The organism is Acinetobacter larvae, assembly GCF_001704115.1.
In the GTDB taxonomy this organism is placed as follows: Bacteria; Pseudomonadota; Gammaproteobacteria; order Pseudomonadales; family Moraxellaceae; genus Acinetobacter; species Acinetobacter larvae.
Genome location: NZ_CP016895.1, coordinates 1,272,485 through 1,292,751 on the forward strand (window position 1 = coordinate 1,272,485; position 20,267 = coordinate 1,292,751).

Here is a 20,267-nt window from a genome sequence, read left to right on the forward strand (position 1 = left end):
GAGGAACAACAAATGACTGATATCAATACTTTAATTCACGATGCCACCATTGGTCTATTGGTGCTCTTATCGATCGTGACTTGGTTATTAATTTTAATCAAAGTCGTGCAAAGTCAAAAAGCCACGCAACAAAATAAGCAATTTATAGAACAATTTTGGAAAAGTAAAAATATCCAAGATGCAGTCAAATATGCCAAGCAAGTCGAAGGTCCTGCTGCACGAATTGCGCAAGTTGGTTTTCAAACCTTACTAGATGCTGATGACCAAACACATCAAGACTTACAGCAAACATGGAGTCGTCAAGACTTACTCGAACGTCACTTGCGCAAACAAATTTTGACTGAACGTCGTCATTTAGAAAAAGGTTCAGCTATCTTGGCATCTATCGGTAATAACGCACCATTTATCGGATTATTTGGTACGGTATTCGGTATTATTCATGCTTTACAAGCCATTGCTCAATCGGGTAATGCCAGTATGGATGTGGTCGCTGGACCGATTGGCGCAGCATTAATCGCTACAGGAATTGGTATTGCCGTCGCTGTACCTGCGGTATTGGCTTATAACTATTTTGTACGTAAAGTCAAAGGGATCGGCGCAGATTTAGATGATTTTGCAACTGATTTTGTGAGTTTGAATCAGAAATCAGGTTTTCAGATTCAGGCTACTGTTGTCAAAACACAAAATACCCTAGGGAAAACATTGAGCAATACCTCAGATGATGTCAAAGAACAGGAGGCATTTGCATAATGGCTATTTCAACTTCACAAGATGATGACGTTGTTAGTGAAATAAATATCACACCTTTAGTTGATGTGATGTTGGTCTTGCTGATCGTTTTTATCGTCACTGCCCCCTTATTAACCAATAGCGTTAAAGTTAATTTACCGAAGGCAGCTCCGACTCAAACTACCCCGCAAAATAAAGCGTTGGTGATTAGTGTTAATCCACAAGGAGAGATTTTTCTAGATCAGCAAAAAGTAGCATTAAATGACTTTGAAAATGAGATTCAAGCACGTAAGCGTGCAGATCATACATTGGCATTAAACTTAAATGCTGATGAAACGGTACCTTATGGTACGGTCGCAAAGTTGTTGGCGAGTATTGAACGGGTCGGGGTAGAGAAACTCTCGGTGATTACTACTCCTCAATAATTACTAGCTCTCAATAAAAGCATTGCTGTATTTTAAGATGACTTTGCTGATCTGAGGAAAAAAACACAGATTTTATAATATGTTCGACATATGATAAGCGTCAATATTCGTGACTGAGTAATAAGCTATGCCCATAGCATTTAGATTGGCTGGATTTTATTTTTGCTATTATGCGATTGTGGGTACGTTTATGCCGTACTGGAGCCTCTATTTAGAACATGAGCGGTTTACGCATTTTGAAATTGGTTTACTCAGCGCAATTGCTATTTTAACCCGTTTTGTCGCACCTTTTGTGTGGGGCTGGCTGGCAGATCGTACCGGTAAGCGTATGTTATGGGTGCGTTTGGCCACCTGTGTAGAAGCAGCAGTTTGGCTGACGATTTTTTTTATCGCGAAAAACTTTCAGACCATTGCGTTGATTATGTTGGTCTTTAGTTTCTTTCAAAATGCTATTTTGGCGCAATTTGAAGGTGTGACGTTATTTTGGCTCGGAGATCAACGCCAGCAACGCTATGGTCAAGTACGGAAATGGGGCTCGGTTGGATTTATTGCGGGGGTATTTATCGTTGGTTTTATTTTAGAATCAATTTCTATACGCATGTTGCCTATTTTATTGCTGATCATCGCTACATTTGCTTTTATTTGGTCATTTAGTATTGCTGAACCGCACAATGCACCGCAGGCACAACAACGCTTAGAGCCGATTTTACCGATTATCAAAAGACCCGTTGTGGCAAGTTTTTTTCTAATCGAGTTTATTTTATTATTTTCTCACGCCCCTTTTTATAGTTTTTATAGTAATTACTTACAACAAGTCGGTTATCACACCTCTCAAATTGGGTTTTTATGGTCTGTAGGCGTGGTTGCAGAAATTATAATGTTTGCTTGTGCAAATTATTTTTTTCAGCGCTTTTCTTGGCGTACTCTGGTGATAGCCTGTTTATTGCTCACCGCAATACGTTGGTTTATGGTGGGATTATTTCCACTGTCGATGCCGATGCAGTTTTTAGCACAATGCATTCATGCCTTTAGTTTCGGACTTTTTCATTTGATTGCGATGCGTATTATTTTTCAGAATTTTACTGCGGGACAGCAAGGGCGAGGGCAGGCACTCTATAGTACGATGTGGGGCATGGGTGTTGCTTTGGGGAGTATATTGGCAGGTCGCTATTGGCAGATTCTTTCCGGCGAGCTTATTTTTATGTTGGCAGGCGTCTCTTGTTTAATTGGCTTATTTGCTGTGATGCACTTACCGAAAAATATTCAGCATCAAGAACGAAATGCTCAGTAAGTGCGATTTAATTTAGCATTGGGTACCTGTTTTGATGGAATGGTCATTCATATCTGTCTCTGAAATAAGTGCTCTTAAGCGTTTTAAATCGAGTATATGTATTTGATGATATCTCACCTTAACAATGCCCTGTTGTGCCAGTAAAGACAGTTCTTTATTAATATTCTTTCTGGAACTATTTAACAAGTCTGCGAGATTTTCTTGGCTGAGCTTGATTTTGATTTTAATATCAGAATCAAGTTGAAAGGAAAAGAAGTCAACCAAATAAATTAATTCACGTGCCAGTCGTACAGCTAAGGGCTGAGTTGCTTGATAGTATGAATCTGAATAATGTAAATGCGTGCGGTTACAGATCAGTTGGAAGATTACGTACAGCACTTTAGTATTTTTTTCCAGTATGTCGAGAAAGATATTCGCTGGAATACTGGCAAGTACTGTAGGCTCATGACTAATATGGTCATGCCCAAAGCATTGTCCCGTTACGGTTGGTACGATATTGGTCAATAACCCGGCAGGTAAAAATTTATAAATATGATGCTTCCCTTCCGGCGAGGTCCAAGCCGTTCGAATAATACCCTTTAAAATAATCGCTATATTCTGGCAGTTTTGATTGGCAGTATAGATATAGTGCCCTGCAGGATAATGCTGGATTTTGAGATGATGAGCTATCATTTGCTGTTGTTGTTCAGTGCAGAGTTGAAAAAACTTATACTCCTTTAATAACTCCATAGCATATTGATAATAATCAGTTGTGACACAATGAAGATTCTGGATTAAAGATTGCTGAGCATTACGATCATGTGCTACCTGATCCTTAGCTAAAATAGATGGAAAACTAAATATATTCATCGCTGCATAATCCTTAAACATGACTTGCTAATTTTGCGAAATAGCGTAAATTAGCTGGCTAAATGATTTGTCACTGAAAAAGTTTAACGGAAATCATAAAGCTTATAATGCAGAATATTGACTTAATTTATATAAGAAAAAGCAAAACTTAATGCTGTTAAAAAATAAACAGCTTATATTTAAAATAATTAAATTGAAACAATATGGTTCTTATCTTTTTTAATACTATCCAAATCAATAAATACTCAATGGTTTGAGATAATAGCCACAGATTATTTGACGCTGAATGTTTTAAATTTTCCTACATGACATGAGCAATATACGCTGACATTTTTTAGCAGGTGTATTTGCTTGATTAGATAAAAATGATTGGGGGAAGAGATGAAGTATATAGTCAGATTTTATTCATCGATTGTGTTATTGCTATTATTAATCAGTTCACCGCTATTATTGGCGCAACAACCACAAGTAATTCGTATTGCTTCACCAGATGTAAGCGCAGGTTCTAAGCATGCAGGTTTAGGGACAGTGAATGTTCTATATGCCAATAAATGGCTAGAGCAAGAGTTTGCCAAGAAAAACATCAAAGTACAGTGGTTATTTTTTAAAGGAGCTGGTCCTGCAATTAATGAGGCATTGGCAAATGGACAAGTGGATTTCGCTATTTTAGGCGATTTTCCAGCCATTATTGCGAAATCTGCTGGGTTAGATACACAATTATTATTGGCGAGTGGGCGTGCCAGTACCAGTTATTTGGCAGTACGTTCTGATCTTAATATTACAAAACTGTCAGATTTAAAAGGTAAACGTGTAGGCTTTTTACGAGGTGGTGCGGATGAACTGGGGTTTATTGCTGCATTACAGAGTCAAGGACTAAGCATTAAAGATATTCGTATAGTCAATATGGATTTTTCTGCGACGACAGCGGCATTGGCAGCGAAGCGTATTGATGCATCATGGGGGCCTTTATTTTTTGGTTTACGTGATAAAGGCGTGGTTAAGTTGGCGCTAAATAGTAATCAACTTAATGGCGCCGGTTCTGGTTTAGGTGTTGTGGTTGGGCGTGGAGCGTTTATTAAGCAATATCCTGAACAGACACAACAGTTTATTACTCAAGTCGTTCGAAGTGCTTATTGGTTATCTCAAGAAAAAAATAGAGAAGCACAGATAAATTTGTTTGCCAATCAAGCCTCTTTCCCAAGTTCAGTATATCGAGAGATCTTGCAAGCGATAGATTTAAAGTTTGCTAATTCGCCATTATTTGATGCTTATTATATCAATCAACTACAGGGCAAAGTAACGCTCGCCAAAGAAAATAATCTCATCCGCAATCAAGTTAATGTACAAACTTGGCTTAATCCGAAGTTCTTAAATCAAGCTTTAAATCAATTGAAGCTAAATGGTTATTGGCAACCCGTAGCGCAATATCAACACCGCATTCAGAAGTGAGATCTATAGGGTCATCAAAATCTATTTGCCAATACATATTTTAAGGATATCTCATGAGATTAAAGCAAATCGCTACAGCATTTAAAATAAACCCAAACGTATTACAGCTGGGGCTGAAATATAGTTTATTGAGTAGTAGTATTTTATTTTGTTTACAGCACTATAGTCACGCACAGGAACAATATGACACTGCGACAACGGCGCATATTGCTGCAAATGATGTAGAGAAATCCAAAGATATTATTCAGTTAGATACAGTTGTTGTGACGGCAACACGACGAGAACAATCCTTGCAAAAAGTTCCTGTCGCTGTATCAATTATTCAGGGTAAAGCATTGGATGAAAAACAGCAAAATTCGCTAGAGGCTATCATCAAAGAAATCCCTTCTGTCAATTTTAATACGATGTCAACCAATAAGGACTCCTCCTTGTTTATTCGGGGTATTGGTACTATTTCTACATCTCCAGGCGTAGAACCTTCTGTATCTACAGTAATAGATGGTGTGGTATTAAGTCGTCCTGGGCAAGCAACATTAGACCTACTTGATATTGATCGTATCGAAGTCTTAAGAGGTCCACAGGGTACTTTATTTGGTAAAAATGCTACTGCTGGTGTTGTTAATATTGTGACTAAAAACCCAACGGAAAAGCCAGAAGCATATGTTGATGTCTATTTTAGCGATGACCATGAACAACGCGTTAAACTGGGTGCATCTGGGGCTTTAATTCCAGGCATTTTAAAAGCCAATGTGAGTGCATTATTGAGTAACTTTGATGGCAATATCTATAATTTTAAAATGCAGCAAGATGTAAATGGTTATCGTACACAAGGTATACGGAGTAAGTTTGAATATAATCCAAATGATGCAGTGAGTTTAGGTTTGGCATTGGATTATGTACATAAAAAGAGTACAGCACCTTTTGGCGCTTTAGTGAGTAGTAGCAATACAGATTATCTCGAAAGCATCGCTCCAGTTATTGCATCTTCAGAGAATCGTACGGTCAATAGCCCCGAGGAGACAATAGACGATACCAACCAAGGCATTGCCTTGACCGCAGACTGGTTTTTGGATCATCATCAAATTTCTTCAATTACGGCTTTAAGACAATGGAAAAATGATCAACGACCCATTTATAACTATTTACCAGAAGCGACGCAGCAATTTGCACTTATTCATGATCGTGGTGAGGTAGATTCTAAGCAGTTTTCACAAGAGTTGCGGCTTTCAAGTTTAGGTGAGGGACGGGTAAATTATGTGGTCGGTGCGTATTTTTCTAAAAATGATAATGATGAAAAAACGCAACGCTATGCACATTGGTACGATGCAACGATTCAGGATTATGCCGATGATTATGCATTGGCATATTTTGGTACTGAAAGTCGTAATTACGCGATTTTTGGTGAAGGGACTTGGAATTTAAATCAACGGCTGCGTTTCATTACTGGCTTACGTTTAACACGAGATGAATTATCTTTTTATCATAATAGACAAGCAACTGTACCAAGCTATTTAGAGTCACGTAATAATATTCGCACAGCAGTTGCTAATTCTGGTTCTACAACAGAAACTGGGCTATCGGGGCGTGCAGGCATCCAGTTTGATATTTCTCCAACCATCAATAGTTATTTAACGTATTCCCGCGGTTATAAGGGACCAGCCTATAATGTTTATTTCAATATGAGGAATATCGATACACCAGTGATTGATCCTGAAACCTCGAATGCCTATGAGCTGGGGCTTAAAACGCAATGGTTGAATAATACCTTACGTTTAAACTTAGCTGCATTCTATACCGAATATGACAATTTTCAGGCTAATTTCCGTGTGATTGACAATGCTGGTGGAGCAAGTACACGTTTAATCAATGCTGGTGCGGTATCAACCAAAGGATTTGAGCTAGATAGTCATTATCAAGTCAATGAGAATTTATACCTCAGTTTAGCTGCTGCCAATATTCATGCGCGTATTGACAATTTTAAATGCCCACCTGCCGATGCTGCCTGCCCCAATGTCAATGGTAAAACTTTACCTAATTCTCCAGATTGGAAGTTAAGCGCGCAAGTGAATCAATATATCCCACTCACAGCACATCGCCGTATTGAGCTGTCTTCACAATATGCTTGGCAAAGTCAAACACAGTTTGATATTGGTCAGAATGAACTGACTATTCAACCGAGTTATGGGATTTGGAATGCAAGTCTTGGACTGAGCGATACTGCTGCGCATTGGCGCGTCGCATTTTTAGTACGCAATATTCTAGATAAGTCTTATAGCGCCAGACTGGCAGCGACGAGTTATGGATTATATCGAAATGTCCCGCGAGATGATCAACGTTATTTAGGCATATCTTTTCATAAAGATTTTTAAGCTGAGGGCTTTAAAACTGAGGTTTTTAAAGCCAATGGTTAAGCTAACGATAACGCCGCAAACACCGCAATGTAGTCGAGTATAAACGATTGGGTTTACGGTTTTATCGTGAAGTTCTAGCTGGTCTTATATTTTCTATTCTATTTTCTGAGATCAAGATGAAACCTAATTTTGTTATTATTGTAGCTGATCAACTCCGAGCTGATGCATTATCTATATTTGGTAATACTGTTGTTCAGACGCCGCATATCGATGCTTTAGCCCAACAAGGGATCGCTTTTTCGGAAGTATTTACGCAACATAGCGTTTGTTCTCCATCACGGGTCTCTTTTATAAGTGGTTATTATCCACATGTGCATGGGCATCGAACATTGGTGAATTTAATTCAGCCCAATCAGCCAAACTTTCTCAAAGATTTTAAACAAAATGGTTATGATGTTGTCCATATTGGAGAACGTGGACATACTTTTGAGGACCAAGCCGCTGAGGAGTCAGTTTCTTATCATGGTTTTTCCAATACAGATTTTAACAGTGTAAAAAGTTTTTCAATTGGGAAAATCTTTAAAACAGATCCTATTGATGTGCAAAATGCTATTGCCAAACACCCATTATCGCGTGCTTTCTATCATGGTAAATCATCTGATGATGATATGACTTTTGATAGCGCTTGTGTAGAAACTGTGCAGCAATGGGCTGCAAAAGCTAAAACCAAAGAAAAACCGTGGCTATTATATGTACCATTATTTGATCCACACCCGCCTTTTGATGTAGAGGAACCTTGGTTTTCGATGTATGAGCGCGAGACCTTATCTTTACCTCGACAAGGGTATGGCTATCAACCGAAATATTTATCAGCTCTAAGTCAAATGCATGGCTGGGACCAGTATAGTGATGCAGATTGGCAAGAAATTAAGGCGGTATATTATGGTATGGTATCGCGATTGGACGATAATATCGGCAAAATCAGACAGGCACTGCAAAAACACCATTTGGATGAAAATACTTATTTTGTAATATTTTCGGATCATGGCGAATATTTAGGTGATTATGGTGCCGTTGAAAAGTGGCCGAGTGGTGTACATGAGTGTTTAACACGTTCGCCATTAATTATTGCAGGTAAAGATATTCAGCAAAACAAACAATCAAGCGCATTAATTGAATTGATTGATGTCTTCCCAACACTCTTAGAACTGGCCGGTATAGAAAGTAAGCATCGGCATTATGGCAAAAGTTTTAAAGCATTATTGTCGAATCCCGAACAACAGCATCGTCATGCGGTATTTAGCGAGGGGGGATTTAATTGCAATGAAAAGGATATTTTGGAAGATCCACCTTACCCATATGACCTCAAAGGTAAAATACAGCACATGAATCCTAAGCTGGTGGGAAAAGTTGCTTGTATTCGAACCCAACATTGGAGCTATGTTTGGCGATTATATGAGCAGCATGAGCTATATGATCGTTGTGAAGACCCGCATGAAACGACAAACTTAATCGATCAGCCAGAATATATCGAAATAATACATCATTTAAGAGATCAATTACTGCAGTGGCTTATTGAAACAGAAGATGAAATACCTGCCGTAGTAGCCGCAAAAATAACGCAGATCGATTTACCGCATCCATAGTATTATTGCTAATTTTCTGGGTGTTCTGCAAATAGACTAAGAGGGGGCTAAGTTATAGGCTTTACAGCGTTCTTTATCCATGTTGAGTGTTAAGACGGGTACCTTGTATAACGCGTGTACATCGTTCAGTCTTATAAATAGAGCTATAGCCAGTTAAGTTTATTTATAAAGATCAGACCAAGATGTTATCAGCAAAGCCCTCAATAAAATCTGTTGAGGGTATAATGATATTGTTTATATTTAATTTGTAATATTTGTTATGTTTAAAAATATTTAAAATAATTATTATAAAGAAGCGAGAATAATCTGTCTTATTTTAAATTGAGATATCTAAAAATATTTTCGATGATGCTTGGTATTTAATTTAGTTTGGCTGGAGGAGTGCGTGTAGCCAGCGCTAATAAAAATGAGTTAATTTGATCAAATGTTATACATAACTATTTGCAATATAAAGAGTTTAAGCTGCTAATAGCAAATAAATTTTTACTTTGACATAAATATTGTTTTTAGTTTATAGTTACGCCATTAATGATTAATACTTTTGTAATATGTCTATAATAAATGAAAATTGCAGAGAAAAACTGCGTGAAGCATTGCCGCCAGATCACATTTTAATAGCTAAGCATGAACTTCAAAATCTGTATAAGAAGTTATCTGAGTATGAGCTATTGATTCAAAAATATCAGCAGGAACGTGAATATTTTTTAAGTTTAATTGATGAAAAAATTATGAAATAAATTCATCAATAATTGAAAGGATGATTTTCTTCTGTTGTGCTGAGAGCTTTTTAAATTTAAGTAAATAGTCAATATCATCTGCAGCTGCGGTATATGAGGTCGAATTGCTCATTTCTGAGTCACCAAAACGTAGCCATTGATTTGAAACATTGAGCCATAATGCCAGTATAGAAAGTTTATCTTGACTGGGGATAGCTTTGCCTTGCAACCAATTATTTGCAGATTGAATACTTATACTCTGACCATGATAGCGATTATTAAATTCGTTGGCTAAATAGGTTGGACTAATTGGATGCTTACAATCAAGTAACGCCTTATTCAGGCGTTTTGAAAATGCGACTTTTTCTTGCTGGTTACTCATATTAAAACATTCGGCTAAACTGCTATCAATTATATACATTTTCTGCTTTTTAACTTTTATAAATTGTTATTTTTTCTTCATATTTGATGGATTATATCGATAAAATGTAAAGTGCTATTGCATCTAAAGATTGTAGCCTATTTATTTGATAAATATTATTTTTAATTTCAAATTTTTATTTAAAACCGTGATCTTATACTAAGTTTAACTTTAGTCAGCACAGATTTTTTTTGCAGGAAATGGCTAAAAATCCTATTGGCTATTCATGATCTAGAACTTCTAAGTCATTTTTAATCAATAAAAATGACTCTATAAGATTAAAGCTAATAATATCAGATAGTAAGGATCATAAATTTAAGCAGCTATGACTAAAAATGGGTATGTTGAAAAAGATAAAATTGCGAAAATTGAACAATAAACGCTCAAATGTCTTTTATGTAAGATATTGTTTCTTAAAGATATATAATAAAAAAATAAATACAATCAATTAATAATTGAAATTTTAATCAAGTTTTGATTGGTAAAATGGTTCTGTTTTGTATATGATTACACCAGTGTCGCATAGTGGCGACTGGGTAAGGATGGCGAACTTCCTGAATAACCACGCATTCGTCTCAGTTTTGCTGGTTTACATCATCCTAGGGTAAGCCAGTCTTTTTACAAAAATTGAAGGAATTTATATGAAACTTCAGAAAACATTTTTAGCAGCAAGTTTGGCGCTAGTAGCAGCTTCAGTAAGTGCGCAACAAGCAAAACCAGTACAGGTAACAGATGGTCTAGTTTCTGGTGAGTCAATTTACCAAGGTCCTACTCATATTGGCGGTACAAACCAAGGTTATGTGCAAGCTCCTGTTTATGGCGTACATGCTACACAAGATGACCAGAAGTATGGTGCACCACATTATGCCAATAACTATTTGCCAACAATTAAAGATGTCAACAATAGTGCTGGTCAATGGGTAGGTATTGATCTCGGTAGTAATACTGTCGGTTCAACAACTGCTGGTAACGCGATTAAATATGACGTCTTTAAATATAAAGGCAGCAATAATGAAACTGTTTTTGAGTTTGTTAACCCTACAACAGGTGAATCTTCAGGTTACTTTGTTAAATCTGGTAATGATCTAGTTGCTTATACTGGCAAAGTTGACGTAAAAACCTTGGAAAAAGGTGGTCAAATTGAAGGAACTACAGGTGCGACACTGAATTCAGGTTTTGAAAACAAAGTCGTGAATGGTGAGCATGTACTTTATGGTTATCAAGGTGCTAAAGTTAACCAAACTGGTGGTGTAGACGGTACCATCGTTAACCCAGACGGTACAGAAGAAAAAGTCAAAGGCAACTTTGGTCAAACTACAGCACAAGCGACTGATGTTCGTTATGTGCAATCAGGTATTTTAGCCAATACTGGTCGTGGTCCACAAATTGACCCATCAAAAAATATTTATGGTGTGAGTGCACGTGATAACAATAACGTGACTATGATGACTGGTAATGGTATTGCTTTAGCTGATTTATCAAATAATGGTCAATTGCAAACTGACGGTAGTGTCATTACCAATGATAAATTAATTGACTCTAAAGTGAGCGGTACGCAAAAATCACGTCAATACGACGTTGGTGGCAAAACTGTTGTTGAAATCTATAACAATGACAAAGGCAATGAGCTCGAGTCTAAGTTCTATGAATATTCAAATGGTACGCTCGTTGAGTATAAAGGTGATAAACCTGTAGCTGGTACACATACTAAAACTGGTACTGCAGAATATAACGAAGGTACTTGGCAAACATCTAAAACTCACAATACTGTAACCAACCAGAATGTGACTTATAGTGAATCTACTTATACAACAGACAAAACTGTTGTGAATGCTGGTATTACAACACCAGGTGGTTCAACTACAAACGTACTTTCTGAATTTGGTGGCGATAAAACTAAATTGCAATCACAGCAATCTGTTTCTACCGGTATCATTGGTCAAAACGAAGATAAGTCTAACAAATATGGCTTAGAAGTTGCGAAAACCAACGAAAAAGGCGAAACAGCAAAAACAACTGTAACTGCTGATGGTATTTCTACTACTGGTGTAATCAACGCGGCTGACTATCAAATCAATGGTCAAAGTATCGTTGAATCAATCGACACTTCGGTGGGTAAAGCGACTGCAGAAATCGATAAGAAAATTGTAGAAGTTGATCAACGTTTACAACAATTCAATAGCGTTGCTTCTGACTTGAACAACCGTATTGATGACGTTGAGAAAACTGCTTACCGTGGTGTTGCAATTGCGTTGGCTGCTCAACAAGCTATTCCTAACCTAGGCGCAGGTCAAACTGCTGTGTTTGGTGGTGCAGGTGTGTATAAGAGTGAAGGTGCTGGTGCTTTAGGTATCGCAACTGTACTTCCAGATGGTCGTACTTCATTCAGCGGTGCATTCGGTGTAGCGGGCGGCGGTGAAGTTGGTGGTCGTATCGGTGTATCTTATGTATTCGGTGGAAAATAAGTCATTATCTTAAAATGATTTATCCATAGATAACAAGAGACTGAACCCTTATTGGGTTCAGTTTTTTTTGCAATAGAAAAAAGATTAAACAAAGCTAAATGCCTAAAGATATTCTAAAGAAAAGATGTAATAGCCATGCGTTCTATTGCATGGCTGGATTCGAATTATGGATTCGAATTAATAGGGCAGTAAAATAATTAACCAGCTTAGAAAAATAATACTAAGCGCAATAAATTGCGCTGCGCTCCCCATATCTTTGGCATTTTTTGATAATGGATGTTGGTCTAAAGAAATTCGATCGACAACAGCTTCAATCGCAGAATTAAACAGTTCAACAATAATCGCCAGTAAACAGACCATAATCATGATTGCACGCTCTGCACGACTGACATCAAAATAAAAACTCAATGGTATGAGAAGCATGTTAATGAAGATGATTTGTCTAAAAGCTGCCTCATGTTTAAAAGCAGCTTTGAAACCAGAAAGTGAATATCGAGCGGCATTGAAGATGCGCTTTATACCTGTTTTACCTTTTAAAGGTGAGAAATGATCCATAACCATAAAAATATAATTTTAATATTACAGATATCATACCTTCGAATGGCTATAAATCCTATTTCAAATAGCTCGAGAACTGATTAAATTATCTATTTGTTTGTGCGTTGATATATTTTGTCAGTGCCTGACGGGCAAGGGCTGGATCATCCGCAAATACGCCATCTACACCTGCTTTAAAAAATAATGACAACTCTTTTTCTGCCCCTGTGACGCAGCGTAATTTGGCAGCGCCAGGGCATTTTAATGCGCTATTTAAAAATTGGTTTTCGGGTCTAAAAGTATAAGGATGAACTTTTAATCCTACAGCGTGCGCATCTTTTACAAAGCTAGTAACCTGAGCATTGTTGTCAATAATATAGTCTTTACTAGGACCAACGCCATCGGCATAGCTGGCAACATTTTTTAAACCTGCGGCAGTTGCCATGCTGGCATATTGCGTCGCACCAGCAAGATCTGCAGGTGACATTTTTTTCTCATCATACAGTTGGATAATTTTGGCGTGTTTTACAGAACGATGTTGTTTAAGTTGATCGCTCATATATTTTAAATTATTTACTTCAAAAGATTGTAAATAAATAGGCGCAATCTCGCGAGTATAATGGTGTTGTGCTAAGGTTTTTAACAGTCTATCTTCTAGTGCTAAGTTTTTATTTTGAAAATACGTAGGATGCTTTGTTTCTATATATAGTCCGATGACTTTTCCGGTTTTTTTATAGTGCTGTTCGGCGAGGTCGATGATTTGTTCCAATGTCGGAATTTCATATAAATCATTATAGCGTGTATTATCTGGGCGAATATCAGCAATTCGTTCGCGCGCTTTGAGTTGCTTTAATTCATTTAGGCTCAAATCTTCAGTAAACCAACCATTCAGTTCAGTACCATCAATGACTTTAGTGGTTTTGCGTGATGCAAATTGTGGTAGGCTGGCAATATTGGTTGTGCTTCCGATCTCGTTTTCATGACGGGCAATTAAATAACCATCTTGCGTTGCGACGAGGTCTGGTTCAATAAAATCTGCGCCATCATCGATCGCCTTTTGATATGCAGCTAAAGTATGTTCTGGTCGCAGTGCACTGGCGCCACGATGTGCAATAATAAGCGGCATAGCTTGTTGTGTTGAGGCTTTCTGGTCAGATGTATTTTTATCTTGCTCATCACACGCTGCAAGCATCAAAGTAGCGCTCATCAAAATCATTTTTTTCATATTGTTCTCGATATTGTGAATAGGTCTATGTACTCGATTTTAACGCGCTTAACTTAGATGATCGCGATGAAAGCTTGATGACAGAATGATTTAAACTGAGCAAACTACACAATATCTTCTTAATTTCATTTTATGGCATATATTGTGTAAAAGTGATTGAATTTTATATTTTACTCATTGATTATTAATCGAATTTAAAATCAACGACAGCATAAGCTTACTGTGCTGCAAGACATAAAGAATACAACATGTTATCAAGGTTTTTTATACAGCGACCAATTTTTGCTGGGGTACTGGCAATCATGGTTATGGCGTTTGGTATTTTTGCAATGCTGAACCTTCCCATTGAGCGTTATCCGGATATCGCGCCACCAAGAATTACCATTTCTACCAGTTATGCGGGTGCCGATGCCGAAACGGTAGAAGAAAGTGTTACCCAAGTTTTGGAGCAACAAATAAAGGGAATCGATCACTTATTATATTTTAATTCGAGTAGTGATTCATCTGGTCGTAGCCGCATTAGCCTCAGTTTTGAAACAGGGACGAATCCAGATACAGCCCAAGTTCAAGTTCAAAATAATATTAATAGCGCCATTAACCGCTTACCCGATGACGTACAACGACAAGGGGTCAATGTATATAAATCATTGGGCGATACCTTTATGGTAATTGGTTTATATGATGAGCGTGGTGCAGCGAATAACATCGAATTATCGGATTATTTAACCAATCATATTGAACAAGAATTAGCGCGTTTAGATGGTGTGGGGGAAGTTGATGTATTTGGTTCGCAATATGCGATGCGTATTTGGTTAGACCCACATGCATTGAAAAAATTTCAATTAATGCCGTCAGATATTCGGACATCTATTGAAGCACAAAATACGCAAGTTGCCGCAGGGGGAATTGGTGATTTACCAACGCTAGATCAGCAATATCTCAATGCCAAAGTTATTGCTGGTTCACGGCTTAAAACAGCCGATGAGTTTAAAGAAATTATTGTCAAGTCTAATCCTGATGGTAGCTTGATATATTTAAAAGATGTGGCACGCGTAGAATTGGGAGCGGAAAACTACCAATCATTTAATACCATTAATGGACATGCATCTGCTGGTATGGCGATTTCGCTGGCATCCGGTGCAAATGCGTTGGCAACATCAAAAATTATTAAAGCAGAATTGGCACGGCTTGCAACGCAATTACCACAAGGCTATAAAATTGTATATCCACGTGATAACACACCATTTGTGCAAGCTTCAATAGAAGAGGTCGTTAAGACCTTAATCGAAGCAATGCTTTTAGTTGTTCTGGTGATGTATTTATTTCTACAAAGCTGGAGAGCAACACTTATTCCAACGATTACCGTTCCTGTGGTGATTTTGGGAACTTTTGCTATTTTAGCAGTGTTTGGAATGAGTATTAACACCTTAACTTTATTTGCCTTGGTATTGGCTATTGGTTTGTTGGTTGATGATGCCATTGTTGTGGTGGAGAACGTCGAGCGCTTAATGCATGAACAAGCCATGGATGCTCAGCAAGCAGCATTGGCATCCATGCAAGACATGAGTGGGGCATTAATTGGGATTACTTTAGTGCTGACAGCAGTATTTATTCCCATGGCATTTTTTCCCGGGGCAACAGGTGTAATTTATCGACAATTTTCGGTTACTTTAGTCGCAGCAATGAGTTTATCTCTGCTGACAGCTTTAATCTTAACACCAGCACTTTGTGCAATTATTTTAAAACCAAAACAAAAAACTGCGCGTTGGGCTGAGCTATTTAATAACACTTTAAAGAGTATCGATACGTATTATAGAAAAACCATTCACCTGACTTTAAATTATAAATGGGCGATGATGATTTGTTTTATCGCGCTTATCGCTGTTTTTAGCTTATTGTATCGCGCGTTGCCTACGAGTTTTATACCCAGTGAAGACCAAGGAATACTGAGTGTACAGTTTCGTTTAGTGGATGGTGCACCGATGAGTAAAAGTGTAGTGGTGGGTGAACAGATTCAACGTTATTTTTTAGAACAAGAAAAAGCCAATGTAGATATCGTGCTGATGCGTTATGGGCGTAATTTTTCTGGCACTGCACAAAATCTTGGTACTGGTTTTGTGGCGTTAAAATCTTGGGATCAGCGTAAATCACCAGAGCAAACCGCCTTAGCGATTAAACAACGTGCGGAAAAATATTTTAGACAGCATTTAGAAGTTTCTTTTGTGTTGGTGAGTTTACCTGCTGCAGTCAGTGGTTTAGGCGATACCAATAGCCTTGATTTCTGGCTGCAAGATGTAAATGGACAAGGGCGTCAATATTTGCAGCAGCAATATGAGGCGATTAAATTAAAAGCAAATGAATATGACAGTTTTGAGAAATTTCAAAACCGTAGTAATCCAGACAAAGCCAAGTTAAATGTCAAAATTGATCATCGTTTAGCAGCATTACATCAAGTACCGTTACCCGCTATTAATAGCACCCTATCTACGGCATGGGGAGGGAGTTATGTGAATGACTTTATTGATCGCGGTAAGATTAAGCGCGTATATATGCAGGGTGATGCTGCATACCGCTCTAAACCAGAAGATTTAGCACAATGGGCGGTGCGGAATCAAAATAATCAAATGATAGAGTTTAGTAACTTTGCCAGTATTAATTGGGATGGTGGACCTGATGTCGTGAATCGCTTCCAAGGCTATCGCGCTTTATCCATGGAAGCAGATAGTCATGCCAATGCGAGTACGGGTGTAGCAATGCGTGATATTCAACATTTGGTTGATCAATTCCCAGGAATTAGTGTGGCTTGGAGTGGTTTATCCCTACAAGAGCAACAAGCCAAACAACAAGCGCTTTGGTTATATTTATCATCGATTGGTTTTATTTTCTTATGCCTTGCAGCCCTATATGAAAGTTGGTCTATTCCTACCGCAGTGATGACCGCCATTCCGCTGGGGATGGGCGGAAATATCGTCTTCAGTAGTATGTTTGGCTTGGCAAATGATATTTATTTTCAGATTGCCTTACTGACGACCATTGGTTTGTCTTGTAAAAATGCCATATTAATTGTTGAGTTTGCAGCATTAGCGCAACAAAAAGGTGCTTCAATAGTGGAGGCGGCATTACAAGGCGCAAGTTTGCGACTACGCCCAATTTTGATGACTTCGATTGCATTTGGGGCGGGTATTTTACCTTTGGTTTTTGCAACAGGGGCGGGGGCTGCGAGTCGTCAAGAAATTGGTACCAGTATATTGGGTGGTGTATTATTTGGTACGGTATTGGTCTTTGTATTTATTCCTTTTATGTTTGTTATGATTCGTAGAGTAGTAGTGAATAGAAACAGCATAACTTAAATAAATAAAGTCATGATTTAACGGTATTTTTCATCTAAATCAGCTAAGCTAAGCCTAGCTTCTAAAACAGTGCCAAGCGTGGAAATCACTATAGCTCAATAACTTAGCATGGCTAGGCTGTTGAGCTGCAATGATTTTTTTTGTAGTATTGGCGCGCCGGATAAGCGGCACGTACTAGAGAGTTTTAATATCCACAATGGACAGCCATAGTTGTTATTTAAATCGAACTAAGCTCAATCATCCCAACCGACTGTGTCTAACTTGCACAACGGTAATGCTAAACTAATCACCATTGAAGACCTATAGGCTTCAGTGTGTGGAGTTTATAGGTGGCAGAATGCGTTACAATAATTTTATCTATTTACTAAATGATTCACTTGAAAAAAAAGATATCCAACTGGCTTTAGATGCGGTCAGTACTTTTCAGCCTGCCGATATGGCCGAAGTGCTAGCTAAGCTCCCTCATGACAATGCATTGATTTTATTATTAGAACTCTCAGATCGTGCCTTTGTATTTTCGCATTTAGACGCAGAAGACCAAGTTCATTTTGCCCAGCATATGACGCGTGCGACTCTGGCTGAAATCATTGGTGAAATGCCTTCCGATAAGCGTGTGGATTTATATAAAAGTCTGACTGCAGAACAACAAGATGCATTATTACCCGCTTTAGCTCAGTTAGAGCGTGAAGATATCCGTAAATTGGCCGCCTATCATGAAGGAACTGCCGGGGCATTAATGAGCTCTGAATATGTGACTTTAAAGCCTGAAATGACGGTGACAGAAGCAATACGGACGATTCGGCTGGAGGCACCAGATCGAGAAACCATTTATATTGCCTATGTGTTGGATGATCATAGACGTTTAATTGGAGTAATTTCTTTAAAACAACTTATTCTGGCGCAAGAAAATCAGATTATTTCCAATTTAATGACCAAAGACGTGATTTGTGCAGAGGTAGATTTAAATCAAGTCGAAGTCGTTAAAATGATTGAACGTTATGATTTGATAGCAGTCCCGATCGTTGATGAGCATGGTGAAATGGTGGGGATCGTAACCTATGATGATGCTATGGATGTGGTGATTGAAGAAGCCAATGAGGATTTCTTAAAAGCTGGTGCGGTACAGGCGAGCAGTAAAATTAATTTAAAAACTGCGCCCATTAATTTGTTATATCGTAAGCGTGTTTTTTGGTTGGTGTTTTTAGTTTTTGGTAGTTTACTGTCTGGGATTGGGATTGCCCATTTTGAGGAAATTATTGCTGCCCACATCGTATTGGTATTTTTCTTACCCTTATTAGTCGGGAGTGGCGGGAATGCTGGATCTCAATCTGCAACATTAATGGTACGCGCATTAGCGACCGGTGAGGTGGGAATCAGAGATTGGTTTGCACTGATGTGCCGTGAAGTTTTGGTGGCATTATGTTTGGGGGGAACCATGGCAATCGCGGTATCGCTATTAGGCTATTATCGTGGTGATGCCGCAGTGTCTCTGGTTTTGGCATTGAGTATGGTCGGTATTGTTTTACTCGGTTGTATTATTGGCATGAGCTTACCTTTTATATTAAATCGTTTGGGCTTAGATCCAGCCAGCGCTTCAGCACCATTGGTTACATCGATTTGTGATGCCACGGGTGTGTTGGTTTATTTATATATTGCTTCTTTGATTTTAGGTTTACCCGTTTAGGGCTTAAAATAAATAAAAACTTAAAATAAATAAAAAATAAACCTCAATTTGAGGTTTATTTTTTGGGGCGATTATTTATTACTGTACATTGAGCTGTTGTAAGGCTGCAACACGTTGTTCGATCGTTGGGTGGGTCTGGAATAAAGCGGCTAAACTAAATCCTTCTTGCTTACCTTCCGCGATGGCAAAAGCCTTCATTTCACTTGGCATTTGATCTGGCATTTCTGATTCAGCTTGTAAGCGTAACAAGGCATTGATCATAGCTTGTTTTCCAGCAAGTCTGGCTCCGGCTTCGTCGGCACGATATTCACGATAGCGTGAAAACCACATGACAATGGCTGAGGCTAAAATACCGAAAACAATATCGAGCACAATGGTAATGGCAAAGAATGCTAAACCAGGTGCTTGACCTTCTTCACGACCAAAGACATTACGGTCAATAAAGTCACCAACAATACGGGCAAAGAACATGACGAAGGCGTTTACCACACCTTGAATCAAGGCCAAAGTCACCATATCACCATTGGCAACATGTCCAATCTCATGGGCTAATACTGCGCGTAATTCATCCTTATTCATGCGTTGTAACAAACCAGAAGAAACCGATACTAAAGCATCGTTTTTATTCCAGCCTGTTGCAAATGCATTGGATTGATAGGAAGGAAAAATACCAACTTCAGGCATTTGAATACCAGCACGTTGAGATAATTGCGCAACCTCTTGTAATAACCATGCTTCAGCTTGATCACGAGGTGCATTAGGGTCGATCAGTACCGTACCTGTACTTTTAATTGCCATCCATTTAGACATGAAAAGTGAAATCATTGATCCCACCATACCAAAGACTAAACAGATCACCATTAAGTTGCCTAAATTTAGACCGCCAGCGCTACGGTAACTTCCTACACCTAATATCGATAGGATTAAGCCAGCTACAACTAGTACCGCGAGGTTGGTAAGCAAAAACAAACCAATCCGCATCATCAAGAATATCCTCTTATAGATAGTAAAAGATTTGATTTATAAGCTACAAATCAAATATAGAATATGAGGGGGAAGGGCACAAAATTCAAGAATAAAACCGTTAAAGCTTTAAAAAAATACTGATAAAGCCTAGAGATATGAGCTT

Annotated in this window: 15 protein-coding genes; 10 read left to right on the top strand and 5 right to left on the bottom strand. The window is 38.2% G+C overall.

Translation table 11 applies throughout. From position 1 onward, the window contains the following. Positions 1-12: 12 nt before the first annotated feature. The 3 genes from BFG52_RS05590 (at position 13) to BFG52_RS05600 (ending at position 2,445) form a co-directional block, all read left to right on the top strand. The gene (locus BFG52_RS05590; RefSeq protein ID WP_067559178.1) at positions 13-750 is read left to right on the top strand and encodes a MotA/TolQ/ExbB proton channel family protein; all 738 of its coding nucleotides are present in this window, start codon (positions 13-15) and stop codon (positions 748-750) included. Further along, on the top strand, positions 750-1,154 hold the full coding sequence (locus BFG52_RS05595; RefSeq protein ID WP_067553454.1) for an ExbD/TolR family protein: 405 nt from the start codon (positions 750-752) through the stop codon (positions 1,152-1,154). The genes BFG52_RS05590 and BFG52_RS05595 overlap by 1 nt, the downstream gene beginning before the upstream one ends. 127 nt (positions 1,155-1,281) lie before the next feature. Next, complete coding sequence (locus tag BFG52_RS05600) at positions 1,282-2,445, top strand: MFS transporter (protein ID WP_067553460.1); 1,164 nt, start codon at positions 1,282-1,284, stop codon at positions 2,443-2,445. Positions 2,446-2,457: 12 nt separating this feature from the next. Here BFG52_RS05600 and BFG52_RS05605 read toward each other — a convergent pair whose 3' ends face one another. Continuing rightward, positions 2,458-3,294: a Crp/Fnr family transcriptional regulator gene (locus tag BFG52_RS05605; RefSeq protein ID WP_067553461.1), complete on the bottom strand. Its 837-nt coding sequence runs from the start codon at positions 3,292-3,294 to the stop codon at positions 2,458-2,460. 381 nt (positions 3,295-3,675) lie between these two features. Between BFG52_RS05605 and BFG52_RS05610 the strand changes: the two genes are divergently transcribed. From BFG52_RS05610 to BFG52_RS05625, 4 genes are all read left to right on the top strand, one after another. Beyond that, positions 3,676-4,743 carry an ABC transporter substrate-binding protein gene (locus BFG52_RS05610; RefSeq protein WP_067553462.1) on the top strand — a complete coding sequence of 356 codons (1,068 nt, stop codon included), beginning with the start codon at positions 3,676-3,678 and terminating at the stop codon, positions 4,741-4,743. A 53-nt stretch (positions 4,744-4,796) separates the two neighbouring features. Next, a complete protein-coding gene (locus tag BFG52_RS05615) occupies positions 4,797-7,112 on the top strand; it encodes a TonB-dependent receptor (RefSeq protein WP_081408631.1) in 2,316 nt (771 codons plus the stop codon). A 158-nt stretch (positions 7,113-7,270) separates the two neighbouring features. Beyond that, positions 7,271-8,740 carry a sulfatase-like hydrolase/transferase gene (locus BFG52_RS05620; RefSeq protein ID WP_067553463.1) on the top strand — a complete coding sequence of 490 codons (1,470 nt, stop codon included), beginning with the start codon at positions 7,271-7,273 and terminating at the stop codon, positions 8,738-8,740. 548 nt (positions 8,741-9,288) lie between these two features. Then, complete coding sequence (locus BFG52_RS05625; protein ID WP_067553464.1) at positions 9,289-9,477, top strand: hypothetical protein; 189 nt, start codon at positions 9,289-9,291, stop codon at positions 9,475-9,477. Here BFG52_RS05625 and BFG52_RS05630 read toward each other — a convergent pair. Continuing rightward, positions 9,467-9,838, bottom strand: coding sequence for a transcriptional regulator (locus BFG52_RS05630; protein ID WP_067559184.1), 372 nt, complete (start codon positions 9,836-9,838; stop codon positions 9,467-9,469). The genes BFG52_RS05625 and BFG52_RS05630 overlap by 11 nt on opposite strands. A 680-nt stretch (positions 9,839-10,518) precedes the next feature. Between BFG52_RS05630 and BFG52_RS17260 the strand changes: the two genes are divergently transcribed. Beyond that, complete coding sequence (locus BFG52_RS17260; RefSeq protein WP_067553465.1) at positions 10,519-12,342, top strand: YadA-like family protein; 1,824 nt, start codon at positions 10,519-10,521, stop codon at positions 12,340-12,342. A gap of 177 nt (positions 12,343-12,519) precedes the next feature. Here BFG52_RS17260 and BFG52_RS05640 read toward each other — a convergent pair whose 3' ends face one another. Both BFG52_RS05640 and BFG52_RS05645 read right to left on the bottom strand, forming a co-directional pair. Beyond that, the gene (locus tag BFG52_RS05640; RefSeq protein WP_067553466.1) at positions 12,520-12,897 is read right to left on the bottom strand and encodes a diacylglycerol kinase; all 378 of its coding nucleotides are present in this window, start codon (positions 12,895-12,897) and stop codon (positions 12,520-12,522) included. Positions 12,898-12,985: 88 nt separating this feature from the next. Beyond that, positions 12,986-14,104 (bottom strand): glycerophosphodiester phosphodiesterase, encoded by a 1,119-nt coding sequence (locus tag BFG52_RS05645; RefSeq protein ID WP_067553467.1) that lies wholly within the window; start codon positions 14,102-14,104, stop codon positions 12,986-12,988. A 248-nt stretch (positions 14,105-14,352) separates the two neighbouring features. Between BFG52_RS05645 and BFG52_RS05650 the strand changes: the two genes are divergently transcribed. Together BFG52_RS05650 and mgtE are read left to right on the top strand one after the other, a co-directional pair. Next, entirely contained in the window at positions 14,353-17,454 is a 3,102-nt protein-coding gene (locus BFG52_RS05650) for a multidrug efflux RND transporter permease subunit (protein WP_067553468.1), read from the top strand. 337 nt (positions 17,455-17,791) lie between these two features. Then, entirely contained in the window at positions 17,792-19,138 is a 1,347-nt protein-coding gene (gene mgtE, locus BFG52_RS05655; protein WP_067553469.1) for a magnesium transporter, read from the top strand. A 78-nt stretch (positions 19,139-19,216) separates the two neighbouring features. Here the strand turns inward: mgtE and htpX are convergent, their stop codons facing one another. Beyond that, on the bottom strand, positions 19,217-20,122 hold the full coding sequence (gene htpX, locus BFG52_RS05660) for a protease HtpX (protein WP_067553470.1): 906 nt from the start codon (positions 20,120-20,122) through the stop codon (positions 19,217-19,219). Positions 20,123-20,267 lie beyond the last annotated feature (145 nt).